The 13,782-nt window shown below is 38.1% G+C and carries 11 protein-coding genes and 1 pseudogene; 2 read left to right on the forward strand and 10 right to left on the reverse strand.

Annotation, left to right across the window (positions count from 1 at the left end):
* Positions 1-438: 438 nt before the first annotated feature.
* Both M3189_RS16100 and M3189_RS16105 read right to left on the reverse strand, forming a co-directional pair.
* Positions 439-858, reverse strand: a pseudogene (locus M3189_RS16100) (transposase); the annotation flags it as partial.
* A gap of 435 nt (positions 859-1,293) precedes the next feature.
* Positions 1,294-2,268, reverse strand: a complete 975-nt coding sequence (locus M3189_RS16105) for a DUF2515 family protein (RefSeq protein WP_251635191.1) — start codon at positions 2,266-2,268, stop codon at positions 1,294-1,296.
* A gap of 181 nt (positions 2,269-2,449) precedes the next feature.
* On the opposite strand from M3189_RS16105, the gene recU reads away from it, so the two are divergent.
* Both recU and M3189_RS16115 read left to right on the forward strand, forming a co-directional pair.
* On the forward strand, positions 2,450-3,061 hold the full coding sequence (gene recU, locus M3189_RS16110; RefSeq protein WP_251635193.1) for a Holliday junction resolvase RecU: 612 nt from the start codon (positions 2,450-2,452) through the stop codon (positions 3,059-3,061).
* 43 nt (positions 3,062-3,104) lie between these two features.
* Positions 3,105-5,639 (forward strand): penicillin-binding protein 1A, encoded by a 2,535-nt coding sequence (locus M3189_RS16115; RefSeq protein WP_251635195.1) that lies wholly within the window; start codon positions 3,105-3,107, stop codon positions 5,637-5,639.
* A 21-nt stretch (positions 5,640-5,660) separates the two neighbouring features.
* On the opposite strand, the gene M3189_RS16120 is transcribed toward M3189_RS16115, so the two are convergent.
* The 8 genes from M3189_RS16120 to dinG form a co-directional block, all read right to left on the reverse strand.
* Complete coding sequence (locus M3189_RS16120) at positions 5,661-6,077, reverse strand: YpoC family protein (RefSeq protein ID WP_251635197.1); 417 nt, start codon at positions 6,075-6,077, stop codon at positions 5,661-5,663.
* Entirely contained in the window at positions 6,070-6,732 is a 663-nt protein-coding gene (nth, locus tag M3189_RS16125) for an endonuclease III (protein ID WP_251635199.1), read from the reverse strand. Before nth ends, M3189_RS16120 begins: the two co-directional genes overlap by 8 nt.
* A gap of 72 nt (positions 6,733-6,804) precedes the next feature.
* Positions 6,805-7,509, reverse strand: coding sequence for a DnaD domain-containing protein (locus tag M3189_RS16130; RefSeq protein ID WP_251635201.1), 705 nt, complete (start codon positions 7,507-7,509; stop codon positions 6,805-6,807).
* A gap of 127 nt (positions 7,510-7,636) precedes the next feature.
* The gene (locus tag M3189_RS16135; RefSeq protein ID WP_285889694.1) at positions 7,637-8,830 is read right to left on the reverse strand and encodes a pyridoxal phosphate-dependent aminotransferase; all 1,194 of its coding nucleotides are present in this window, start codon (positions 8,828-8,830) and stop codon (positions 7,637-7,639) included.
* Positions 8,831-8,854: 24 nt separating this feature from the next.
* A complete protein-coding gene (locus M3189_RS16140; protein ID WP_251635203.1) occupies positions 8,855-9,328 on the reverse strand; it encodes a DUF5590 domain-containing protein in 474 nt (157 codons plus the stop codon).
* A 15-nt stretch (positions 9,329-9,343) separates the two neighbouring features.
* Positions 9,344-9,514: a YpmA family protein gene (locus tag M3189_RS16145; protein ID WP_251635205.1), complete on the reverse strand. Its 171-nt coding sequence runs from the start codon at positions 9,512-9,514 to the stop codon at positions 9,344-9,346.
* Positions 9,515-9,548: 34 nt separating this feature from the next.
* Positions 9,549-10,403, reverse strand: coding sequence for a ComEC/Rec2 family competence protein (locus M3189_RS16150; protein WP_251635207.1), 855 nt, complete (start codon positions 10,401-10,403; stop codon positions 9,549-9,551).
* Between the two features lie 46 nt (positions 10,404-10,449).
* Positions 10,450-13,257, reverse strand: coding sequence for an ATP-dependent DNA helicase DinG (gene dinG, locus M3189_RS16155; RefSeq protein ID WP_251635210.1), 2,808 nt, complete (start codon positions 13,255-13,257; stop codon positions 10,450-10,452).
* Between the last annotated feature and the right edge of the window lie 525 nt (positions 13,258-13,782).

Here is a 13,782-nt window from a genome sequence, read left to right on the forward strand (position 1 = left end):
TCCCTATCCATTCGACACTACCTCATTTTCGCATGAAAAATGGAAAATCGAACAAGCTAAAATTGGAGGTGTTGATAATGTCAAAAAAGAAACAAAACAAAAAATCCGGCGCAGCACAAGTAGATAATAAAGTTGGCTATGGCGATAAAAAGCTCGAAGGACCAAATCGTCCAGCGGAGTAACGACAAAGCAAGGCATAGTGCCTTGCCAGATTGTCGAGAAAGGTATCTTTCTCGGCAATTTTTATTTTTCTGCCTGCCCAAAGGCCTGTTGATTTCCGCTCCAGGTGCTTCGCTTTCCGCGGGCGTGCCGGGGAGCCTCCTCGGCGCTTAAGCGCCTGCGGGGTCTCCCCAGCCCCGTACTCCCGCAGGAGTCTTCGCACCTTCCGCTCCAATCAACAGGGGGAATGAACCAGGAGATTGCCACACACTTTTTCAACCTGGCTAAGTGCGTTGCAATCTTTTTCATGTTTTGGCATGTTGCGGTAAGTAACACTTGCTCACTCGCATTTTGTAATCCCCGTAACCTACAATTGCGAAGCCCATGCAGTTCTTTTGAATCTGCGAAGCTTCGCTGTAACACCTGACCATTTGGACAAACATACAAATCTCTATCTTTGTCATATGTAAACTTCCATTTAGAAAATAACCCTTTTGTTAATTAATATCTTCTGTGAGCGATAACTCCAAAAATATTGCGGTCATTTAGTCCCTTACAAATCGGATTTGTTAAGTAACCAGAATCAAGTGCCACTGTTTCTACTTTAAATCCAAAACGTTCGACCTGACGGTCTAACCGTGATAGATAAGGGACAGAATCATGAACATTTCCTGGTGTTACAAACGCATCAGTTATGACTTAACAGGTAATCTTGAGGCACTAAATCATCAATAAATACAAACTCCGCTTCATTTTGTATCTCTTTTTTTGGCTTATACATTTAATCACCGTCCTATTAATATTAATAATATTATATAAATTAACGCGTGAATCGATAAAGTTATTGAAAATTAAAGGCTCTTTTCTAACAGATAGATGCTTTTATCAATATTGAAAGCAAAGAGTGGATTGGAGCGAAAGGTGCTTGACTCCTGCGGGATGTAGAGGAAAAGTCGAGACCCCACAGACGCGCAGCGTCGAGGAGGCTCGACTTCCTCCCCGCGGAAAGCAAGCACCTGTAGCGGAAAGGAACGGTCCATTTGCATACATAAGACAACATTTTATACGAAAAGAGCCAAAATAAAATACTTTCGAGAGTTTCTCGACAGCCTGGCAAGGCATAGTGCCTTGCTTTTATATTTTCTTTATATGAGATGTTTTGTGTAACGCTAGCATTAACTCTAGCTGATATGATTTATCAAAGTACCAATCCGTCAAGTGAATAGGATGGCGGTGTCTTGCTTGAAAATACTGCCATGCCGGGGAAATCACTCGATTCTTGCTCCAATCTTCGTATTCATAATGGTTGTGTTCAATAATGGGAAAGGTCGCTCTTAATATCGGTGTATTACGGTTGGTTTTTGTCTTAAAATATTGTTCATAATCATTTCGGGACCCAGTATGCGAAGTTTTATCCGCAAATTCGAAAAACAAGGGGAAAAGCCGAGGATGGGTCAAGATTCTCGCTAATCGTTTTCCAAGATTTATTCGTTTCGATAGTGACTTAAAGCCATTTACACTGGCCCCATATAATTCTCCCCCGCACGTAGGAAAGAGGACACAGCTGAAATGAAGCCAATCCTGTACATTAAAAATCCACGACTGAAAAACCCGCTTTTTATAAACTGGATGTCCGATAACAGGTGTATGAATAACATTTTGTTCATTTATGATTAACGAGGTGGTAAGGCGTTCAGTATTCCCCTCCTTCCAGTACCTCTCCCATTCTTTTTGAATAAATTCAGAACATTTAAAGTATGGAAGAAGATGAAACATTGGACGCTTTATTTTCGTCGAATATTGATAGACCAGTAATTGAGGGTACACGTCGTGGAAAATTAGCCAATTGGCTCGTTCAAAGGTTAGAAATAGGTCTTTCCTTGTTTTGGACTCTAATATTTCTTGAAAAACAGGCCCTTCCAGATCACACATATTCCACCCTCCATTCCTTGATACCATACTGGCTAGGAATGACCAAATAATATCTGGGTTCTTTTTAAAATAGGAAAAATAGGCATCTGTTCTTGAAATATTATCAAGATTCTTTTTGTCTCTTTCAGCTTTCATTTGACTGATAGTCTCTATCTCATGTATTGTAAGATGATTCATATTGACCTTCTGCTTTCATAGTAAGTAGTTTTTGAGATTTGATAATTATGAAAAAAGAATCATGCTTTTTTTAAAGAGTCAAGGTACATTATTTTTATTAGCGTGTGTTTACCTAATAATTTTATACACCCCACAACGATTAGATTTGATATGATAAGTAATAGCTTGAGAGGTGCTTATCATGAAATTTAATTATCCAAACGGAAAGCGATACGTTCCAAAAGAAAGTGAAACGGAATCCAAAGTAAGGAAACAAAGTAATCACTCTTTTAGTAATCGAGGTATGACACTCGAGGATGATTTGAACGATACGAATGAATATTACCGTGTGAGAAATATTGCTGTCATCCATAAAAAGCCAACCCCCGTTCAAATTGTCCAGGTGGATTACCCTAAAAGAAGTGCAGCTGTTATTAAAGAAGCATATTTTAAACAAGCTTCAACCACTGATTATAATGGGGTCTATAAAGGTAAATACATCGATTTTGAAGCTAAGGAAACAGCAAATCCAACTTCGTTTCCTTTGAAAAATTTTCATCAGCATCAAATTGATCATATGCAGGAAGTTGTTTCACAAGGTGGAATTTGTTTTGTTATTCTAAGGTTTTCCAAATTTGAACAAGTATATTTACTAGAAGCAACACACTTGTTATCCTTTTGGGAAAGAATGAAAAATGGGGGAAGAAAATCAATTACAAAGGAAGAAATCGAGCAAAAAGGAGTTTATATTCCACTTGGATTTCAACCAAGAATTGACTATATTAAAATAATCGATACTCTTTTTCATTTTTAGAAAAAAAGAAAATGTTTGAAGTATGAAAGGAAGGAAATTTATTATGGCAGAATCGAGAGAGGAGCGCCGAAAAAAACTCCAACAGTCTAAAGGAAAACAAAAAGCGAAGAAAAAACCTAGTGGTATTGTTAAGAAAATTTTTCTAATCCTTGTTGCCCTTGGCATTATTGGTATTTTGGCGGGCGTTGGAACTTTTGCTTATTTAGTAAAGGATACTCCTAAACTTGATCCGAAATTATTAAAAGACCCCATCTCCTCTAAAGTTTTAGATAAAGATGGCGAGCTGATTGCAGAAGTTGGTTCGGTAAACCGTGAATATGTTAACTATAAGGATATACCAAAACTTGTTGAAGATGCTGTACTAGCAGTGGAGGATGTAAGGTTTTATAAACACCATGGTTTGGATCCTATCCGCTTGGCCGGGGCTGTTGTCGCCAATTTCCGGGAAGGATTTGGTTCTGAGGGAGCAAGTACGATTACTCAGCAGGTCATCAAAAATTCATTTTTAACTCCTGAAAAGACCTTGAAGCGTAAGGTGCAGGAAGCGTGGATGGCCTATCAGTTAGAACAAAAATATACGAAGCACCAAATTTTTGAAATGTATGTAAATAAAGTCTTTGTATCTGAAAACAGTCATGGACTGGCGACAGCTGCAAAAATATTTTATGGTAAGGAATTAAAGGAGCTAACCCTTCCAGAGGCTGCACAGCTCGCTGGAATGCCTCAAAGTCCAAATAATTACAATCCATTTGACCACCCTGACTTAGCAGAAAAAAGACGTAATATTGTCTTAATGTTAATGGAACAGCATGGATATATCACGAAGGAACAAATGGACGAAGCAAAAAGTGTTCCAGTGACAGCCACATTGGTTAAAGAAGAAGAAAGAGTTAGAGACGAAAAGCCTTTTGATTCTTTTGTCGATGCCGTTATTGATGAAGTCGAGGCTCAAGGGGATTTTGATATTTTCTCGGATGGGCTTACGATTCATACTACACTTGATCAAAACGCACAAAAGCATGTGAATACCATTCTTAATACAGATGAAGTCATAAACTACCCAGATGCTGAATTTCAGGCTGGTGTCGCTCTCATTGATACTAAGACAGGTGAAATCCGTGCAATTGGCGGCGGACGGAACCAAGAGGTTAGCCGTGGCTTTAACTATGCAATTGATACCAAGCGCCAGCCTGGATCAACGATCAAACCTGTACTGGACTATGGACCAGCTATTGAATATCTCAATTGGGGTACCTATCAAACCATTGATGATAAACCAATTAAATATTCTACCGGTCAAGAGTTTGGCAACTGGGATGACAAATACATGGGTCCAATATCAATGCGGACGGCATTACAATTATCAAGAAATACTCCTGCTGTTCAGGCGCTTCAACAAGTTGGTTTAGAAGAAGCAAAGGAATTTGCTATCAACTTAGGGATACCGTTGAAGGAAATTTTCGAATCCTATGCCATTGGCGGATTTGGAGGAAAAACAGTTGGTGTCTCACCTCTTCAAATGGCAGGAGCCTATAGTGCTTTTGGAAACAATGGAATGTATACGAAGCCTTATGCCGTGAAAAAAATTGAACTTAGAGATGGCACAGTTCTTGATACTGCACCAGAATCAAAGCTTGTCATGAAGGATTCTACGGCTTTCATGGTTACAGATATGTTAAAGAGCGTTATGGTTTCTCCGGGGACTGGTACGACAGCGAGAGTTCCAGGACTACCGATTGCAGGGAAAACCGGTACTACCAACTATTCAGAAAAACAAATGAAAGACTGGAATATTACTAGCAGCAAAGTTGTCCCTGATGCTTGGTTTACAGGCTACACAACCAACTATACTGCTTCCGTTTGGACGGGTTATTCCAATCTAAAAACCCCTATTCAACCGGGTGCTGATCAAAGAATCGCACAGCTAATCTTTAAGAATTTAATTGCATATATGTCTAAGGACATCGAAACACCTGACTTTCCTGTTCCAGATAGCGTACAAAAAGTTAGAGTTGAAAAAGGCTCTAAACCACCTGCGTTAGCAAGTGAGTTCACACCTGATAGTGAGGTTATTGTGGAGTATGCTGTGAAAGGTCATGCACCTAAAAAGGTATCAGAGAAATACAACAAGATTAATGCACCTGTTAATCCAAAAGCAACTTATGATACAGGAAAAAATGAAGTGACACTTACTTGGGATTACAATAACCCAGAAAATACTGCTGTTCAATTCGAAGTAACCATTTCTGATGGTGTAGCACCTAAAACAGAAACAATTTCAGAAAAAGTAGTTACGCTTCAGAATCCTATTCCAGGTACGAAGTATAGCATCAGTATCGTTGCTATAATCGATGGCAAGAGAAGTGACCCAGCCACAACCTCAATAGATATCCCACTGCCCCAACAAGAAGAAGGTAATGGGAATGAGAATGGGAATGGGAATGGCAATGGCAACGGCAACGGGAATGGTAATGGGGATGGCAACGGGGATGGTAATGGTAACGGCGAAGGAAACGAAGATGGTGATGTACCCGTTACCACAGAGCCTGGCAATGGTAATGGCAATGCTGGAGGATAAATCTCCGATACAAAAAAGCGTCTAGCCCTTTTGGCTTAGACGCTTTTTTACGATATTTTTCTTTGCATATTGTTTTGCTTGTTCTGTCATCAACTCAGAAAGCTGGCGATAAGAATGAAACAGGTTCGGCCTCGAAAGGATATAAGCTAATCTTTCATCGAGATTGACCGGTGTTATCTCTAATTGATTTATTGAAATAGATTCCTTAGAATTAATTCTTCTATTATTGGACAAATATAAAAATTGAATGAACAAGCCAATTCCTTTCTTCATCCCTTGTACTGTAGATTTTTGATCTCGATTCCGATAAAGTGTCTCAAGTTCAATTTTTATTTTTTCCCAATCCAATAATAGATTTGAAATGGTTTGGTCTACATTTTCATCCAGAGCCTCTAATTCCAATTCTTCCAAGAAGGGGATGATTAGCTGATTATCCATTCACGACTTCCCTTCCTTTCATTCTCTTTTTCCCTTCCCTGCACAGCTCTAATAAAGGACAGCTTGGGCATTGTGGGTTTTGAGCTTTACAATGGTAGCGGCCAAAGAATATTAATCTGTGATGCGTATCAGACCACTCGTCCTTTGGTACCTTCTTCATTAATGTTTTTTCCACTTCGAGCACAGAATCCTTCCAGCGGCATATACCAAGCCGCTTACTGACTCTTTCAACATGAGTATCCACTGCAATAGCGGGAATATTAAAAGCCACTGACACGACCACATTTGCCGTTTTTCTTCCTACACCAGGAAATTTCGTTAACTCATCACGATCCCTAGGTACTTCACCGTTATATTCATCCAATAATAGCCTGGCCAGACTCTGAATATTCTTAGCTTTATTTCTATAGAGTCCAATCGAGCGAATATCATTTTGCAGTTCTTCTAGAGGAACAGCTAAATAATCCTCTGGCGTTTTGTATTTCTTAAATAATTCCTTGGTAACCTTATTGACGAGAACATCCGTACATTGTGCAGACAATGCTACCGCAATTACAAGCTCAAAAGGATTTGAATGTACTAATTCACAATGAGCATCAGGAAACATCTCACCCATTTGATCTAGACAAAATCGAATTTGTGTATTGTTTAACAAAGAAATTTCACCTGCCAGTTAGTAATGTAAATGGAAACAAACGAGAGAAATTCTCCTCTCGTTTAGTAAACTTTATTGCTCCAGCCAGTTGTAAAAGGGAACTGAATTGGTTGTAGAGGCTTGAGAATCTTGTGCTGGTCGATTTGGCGTCTGCTTTTGTCGAAACTTTCGCCCATGATTTTTCGCCTGTTCAATTGTCTTTATGCCATTCTTTTTCCATTCAAAAAGAATCCTGTCAATATAGCGGAAATTTAACTTTCCTGACATCACCGATTCTCGTAATGCTGCCTTAATGATGATAGGATCGTGGTGGTCATCATCCATCCACATTGCTAGTGATTCACACTCAAACGGGGATAATGGGCGTCCAAATTCCTTCTCGAAGCATGTGTATAGGTCACTTTCGTCTGCTTTCTTAGTGACCTCTTGAGTTTGTTTATTTTTAATTAAAAACTGGTCTACAAGTTTTTCCCATAGAGGCCCTACAGAGTATTTCTCAAACCTAATTCCCTCTGAAGAGTATTCATCTATTATTTGTATAAACCCTTTTTGGATTAATCTTCGCAGCATCTCGTTACATTCTGATACAGTAATCGTCATCCGAGCTGATAACTCTTCTGGAGTGGGAAAGTCATTTCCCTTTTCTATAAAAGTCATAATATTTAATAAAAGAACAAGTTCATATTCATTAAGATTCATATTTCGGTACTCTGAAAATAATAAAGCAGGAACCGTTATATTACCTTCCTGAAGCCATGATAATATATTTGTTTTCATTGTTTGCGACACCTCTTGCTTAGTATAACATGAACATCCTCTCACAGTAAGAGGATTGAAATATCCAGATATTATTAGAAAAGCAAAAAGCCTGCAATCGCAGACTTTTTATTAAAAATCCAATATTTTAGCGTTGACTTTTAGCTTCAACAAAATCCTTTATTCTCGCCACTGCCTCTTCTAAGAGGTCAAGGGAGGTTGCATAGGAAAGACGGATATTATCTGGTGTACCAAACCCAGAGCCAGGGATTACCGCTACCTTTGCTTCCACAAGTAAAGCTTCAACAAATGCATCCACATTCTGAAATCCTGTTAATTCAGCTGCAGCCTTTACATTTGGATATAAATAAAATGCACCTTGAGGTTTCACACAAGTGAACCCTGGAATACCGACCAGTTTCTCATAGATAACTTCTAAACGATGTTCAAATGCCTGCCGCATTTCTTCAACTGGCTCTTGTGGACCATTATAGGCAGCTATAGAGGCATACTGAGCAGTTGTGGTTGGATTAGAGGTGCTATGACTCGCTAAGTTTGTCATTGCCTCTATCATCTCTTTATTCCCTGCAGCATAACCAATACGCCAGCCTGTCATGGAGTGAGATTTTGAAACACCATTAATGACAATTGTTTGTTCCTTTAATTCAGGAGATAACTGTGCAATGGATACATGCTTATGTTCACCATAAATGAGCTTTTCATAAATCTCATCAGATACGATTAAAATATCTCTTTCAACACATAATTTGCCTAATTCCCGCAATTCTTCGGCGGAATAAATAACGCCTGTAGGATTACTTGGAGAATTGATAATAATTGCTTTCGTTCTCTCAGTAATAACTGCCTCTAATTGTTGAGGCGTAATCTTAAATTGCTGCGACTCAAATCCTTCTACGTATATAGGAACGCCACCGGCTAATTTAACCTGTTCGGGATAACTTACCCAGTAAGGGGTTGGAATTACGACTTCATCACCGTCATTTAAAAGAACTTGAAAAAGTGTATATAAAACATGTTTTGCTCCGTTCCCTACAATGATTTCATTTGGTTTATAGGAAAGCCCTTGGTCTCTTTCTAATTTTTCAATGATTGCCTTCTTTAGGGCCGGTAAGCCTGCAGAAGGGGTGTACTTCGTATGTCCTTCATTCATAGACCGTACTGCTGCGTCTAAGATATGTTGTGGAGTGTTATAATCAGGTTCACCCGCACCTAAACCAATTACATCTTCCCCTTGATCCTTTAATTCTTTCGCCTTTGCTGTAATTGCTAATGTGGTTGACGGTGTAAGCGCCATAACTCTGTTTGCTAATTTCACTGCCATTTCTATTCCTCCTGCTCCCAATAGCTATAAATTTTCGATTTTTTTTAGCCATTCACCTGTTTTAAAATGAACATAATAATAATTTATTAAATTATTTTCAGAACGGTAATATATTTCCCATAATGGGATATTATTTTCCATTCCTAATTTAACGGAAATAATCTTTTGGGGATTTTTTTCTTCCAACAGTCTTTGGACAGCATCTTCTTTTGAAATACCGTTTTTCTGTTTATCCCAAATTACTTTCTTACTTTTCTCAGGGATCCAAACAATAATATTTTCCCCTTTTTTGTTTTTTCCCTCTAAGACATTAACAGTCTCTGTCCCATGATAAATATGAAAATCCTCGACATCGTTAAGCTCGACCTTTTCCTTTGCCAAGGCAACAGCCTTTTGTTCTGCAACATTTAGAGGTTCTTGGGCAGTTGCATATACTTTAACAAAAACACCAACACAAATTACTATAAATAATACTAGAAATAAGATAATTTTTTTCATTGTACTCCACTTCTTTTATGTACGATAAATGGTAAATATAGCTTTACTTTGATCTTCTTGATCGAGTGCTAGTCCAAACATTAAGTCCTTTTGTTTTAATGTTCGATTAAGTGCGTCAACAATTTTGTAAAGTTCAGGACTATGCTGAAGTTTAACACTTGAGAGGACTTCTATTTTCGATTCCATTGTATGCCTCCTTTATCTCTTTAAAGCAATAATATCAGCTATAGTCTTCCTTTTCTACTGGAAAAGTGAATACTTCATAGTTATTTTCAGTAAATTTTATCGTAATGGTCCCATGTTTTTTTGTAAAATAGACTTCGGACCATGTATCTTGCAGGTCATAGATAATATTGGGGTCAGGCAGATACTGTTCTGATTCAAATAGAATTGAAATTTGCGGATTAACATGTTGAATTAATTTCTCCGATAACGAATCTTCCTTCGCCCAGTTTGGCACTTTAAAAATAGTAACATCATCTAAACTTCTCTTTAATAAATTTTCTTCCACTTGTTGACTAGACGAGGTCATTAGAAAAAGACGATGCTTAAAAAATTGCAGCGTAAAATCTATTCCCTCAGTTTCTCCTTTTCCTGCATATAGAACCTCTGCAGACAAATCCGGGAAAAGGACTTGTGTTGTTCCTTCGGACCAGGGAATCACTTTAACTTCCGTAAAGGAAGGTGACATATTCGTTAATTCCTTTGCTATTTCAGCTGTTACAATCAATTGCTCTACCTTATATTTTGAAATGATTTGCGTAAGTTGGTCAAGAAAAAGATTTTGAGTGTTCGTAATAATTAGGGTTGAAATTTCTTTAACGCCGTAAGTTTTGAGCACTTCGCGCAATTCATCACTTGTATCTTCTCCACCCGTATTAACCAAGATATTCTCTCCATTGGAGCCTTGAATAAGGGTCGCTTCTCCGTCACCTAAGCCCAAAAAAGTGACAGCAATTTCATGGTCCTTCAAATTCAAATCGATACTTTCTACATTACCATAATCATATGAAGAGGCTCTTCCAATTGAAGTTAATTGAAAAAAAATCGCTGCCACAAGTAATAATTTTCTCATACACATACCTCCATACTAATAGGATGTGTAATTTTTCCCAATTTCATTATAGCCACTTGTAAATTATTTCGACTAATTCGTCAATATTCCCTTTTTTCATCGGTACGGGTGGTATTGACTTTAAAAAATCCTTTCCATATTTTGCTGTAATGATTCTTTTATCAAAAACCATCATGATTCCCCTGTCTTTATCACTGCGGATTAGACGCCCAAACCCCTGTTTAAATCTGAGAATTGCTTCTGGTAAAGAATACTCGGTAAAGGCATTTCCACCCTGTTGTTTGATGATTTGACATTTAGCTTCTGTCAGCGGTTCGTCCGGCGGGCTAAATGGCAATCTGACAATAATTAAACAGGATAGGTCTTCACCCGGAATATCTACCCCTTCCCAGAAGCTGCTAGTCCCCAGTAAAATTGCTTTCTCATACCTTTTGAAGTTCCTAGTTAATCTCGAGCGGCTGCCGCTTGTTATCCCTTGCGCAATCATTGCAAAATCATTTAGAAAACCACTTTCTTTAATCAGCTCATATGTTTTCTTTAACATATCGTGAGCCGTAAAAAGAATTAGCATCCTGCCCTTTGTTGCCTCTGCGACCGTGATTATATGCTCAGTAATCGCAATTACGTAATCCTCTAATCCAGTTGCATTCACCTCTGGTAAATCTTCTGGTATTAATAGTTTTACCTGATTTTTATAATCAAAAGGTGAAGGTATAACCATTTTCACAATATTGTCTTGGGCGAGTCCAATTTCTTTTAGCATGTAGTCAAACGAATTGTTAATGGTTAGAGTAGCTGAAGTTAAAACAACACCCTTTTTTACATTAAAGAACCTCTCTTTTAGTGAGGCCGCTACGAATGCAGGCTGGGCATAAAAGGTGGTTACATTCTGTTGTGAACGAAAATCGATTTCAATCCACCTTACATCATTCGATTCTTTAAGAAAGCAATCTTGAACGGTGTGTTTTAGTTCTTCTAAATCGTTAGTAAAGGAAATGATTTCTTCCATTTTTCCTTTTTGCTTACTTGTTATTCGTTCTTTATGATTCTTAATGATTTCTAAACGCTCATTGATTGCATTCTGTAAATCCTTTAGAAGAAAGGCAAACCGTTCTGCACTATGGATAAGAGCTGTTTTCTCTTTGCCTTCCTTTTCACGTGAAAACCGAACCTTTGCCCGATTTAAGCCTCTTCTTTCAGTAGAGCTGGATTTTGCATAATGGGCAGTCAACTTAAAAAATTCATCCATTTCATAGGAAAGATCTCCAATAAGTTGATTTATTTTTATTGTTGGAGTTAAATCCTCTTTATTTCCGAGTAGGCCATCAAGGATGGATTCCAGCTCATGAAATAAAAGTCGTTGTTCATATTGGCCAAATTGACTTAGCAGCAAACGAGTTGTGAGGTAATCTAAGGTTGTGCCAAAATATTGGCTTGCAACCTTTTCAAAATGATGCGCTTCATCGATAATGGCATATTCAAACTCTGGCAAAAATGTTTTTTCTGCTGAAAGATTACTTAATAACAGCGAATGATTGGTAATAATAATATCCGCAGCCTCGGCCTCGTTCTTTGCCCGTATATAAAAATCCTTCTCCTGCCAAAGTTTGTTCATCGCAAAAATTGTTTGTTCATTCTTGATTTTATTCCAGAAAATATTACCGCCACTAGAAAGATTCAGTTCATCCCGATCACCGGTATTAGTTTCTGTCAGCCAAACAAGAATTTGCATTTTCGTTAATGTCGTATCGTAATTATCATTTTCCTCCAATAAGGACAGGGCAAATTTCTCAAGAGAAATATAATGGTTTCTACCCTTCAGCAAAACAGATTTTACTTCAAAAGGAAGAATTTTTGCTAACAAAGGCATTTCATTTTGAATGATTTGCTCTTGAAGCTGAATGGTATGTGTACTAACCACGACAGGGAGCCCGCTCTCCTTTGCAAAATACGCAACGGGCAACAGATATCCTAAAGATTTCCCTACACCCGTTCCTGCCTCAATGAGTGTATGTATTCCAGAATGGAAAGACTGGTAAACTCCATCCATCATTTGAAATTGTCCGATTCTCTTTTCATAGGATGTAAAGCCTTTATTAACCATTTTCATTTTTTCTTCTTCACTTATTGGAAATTGATAATCATTCTTATATTGCCTGTTTGTTGTGGATGAATGACTTTCAATCTTTTTCAGAGCAAGTGTATTACATATTTCAAGATATTCATGCCATTTTTGACTGCTTGGATCTATTTCCAAAATGATTTCATCAATCAATTGTTGTAAATCACTTTTCAGTCCTCCTGAAAGCTGTGAAAGCTGATTGAGAGTCAACAAAGGTAATTGAAATAACCGATTTACAAGTATTAGAAAAAGTTCTGCAGTCACCTGTGCATCACTATCAGCCTGATGGGGCCGATCATGCTGTAGGTCCTCTCTTGCAGCTAAGTCAGAAAGTTTATAGCCATCAGCAGTAGGAAAGAGGATTCTCGCCATTTCAACTGTATCAAGGACAGATCCGTAGAATCCTTCAAATCCTGCTTGAATTAATTCTTCCTGTAAAAATGACAAATCGAATAAAACATTATGAGCGACGAAATAAGCACCTTCTAATAATGAGTTAACCTTCGGAGCTATTTCTGCAAATAATGGCGAGTCCTTTACCATTTCATCGTCTATGTGAGTCAATTCTTCTATAAATGCAGGAATTGATCTTTTGGGATTGATAAGGGATGAGAAGCTTTCTGTGATTTTTCCGTCTTCAATGACCACAGCAGCAAATTGGATTATTTTATCCCCTTTTTTAGGATTATTTCCTGTAGTTTCCAAGTCTACTACAACGAATTTATTTAACATTCTACATAACACCTCAGACCTTCATTAAAACGGTATCACAAAAAAGGTAAAAGAAAAAGAAAACCATACTTACAGTATATAAAATAAACATAAAAAAAGAAAAAATCCCCGAAAAAGGGATTCAGATTGTCGAGAAAGGTTACTTTTCTCGGCAATTTTTAATTTTGTCTGAGCCTCCCCATAAAAAAAACATTAGATACGTTCCTGCACACTGTCCTGTTGATTTCCGCTCCAGGTGCTTCGCTTTCCGCAGGCATTGCGGGGAGCCTCCTCGGCGCTAAAGCGCCTGTGGGGTCTCCCCTGTTCCGTACTCCTGCAGGAGTCTTCGCACCTTCCGCTCCAATCAACAGGGGAGAATTAACCTTAAGATTGCCACACACCTTTTTCCAACCTAGCTATGTGTGTGGCATGTTCGTATCTTTAAAACGGGGTCGCCGTTTCCAACTGATAGTTGATGATGGGGTACAGGATCGTTTTTTTGTATCTCTTTTTTTGCCTTATACATTTAATTCACCGTCCTATTAA

It is taken from the genome of Neobacillus niacini (assembly GCF_023715415.1).
Lineage (GTDB): Bacteria > Bacillota > Bacilli > Bacillales > Cytobacillaceae > Neobacillus > Neobacillus niacini_C.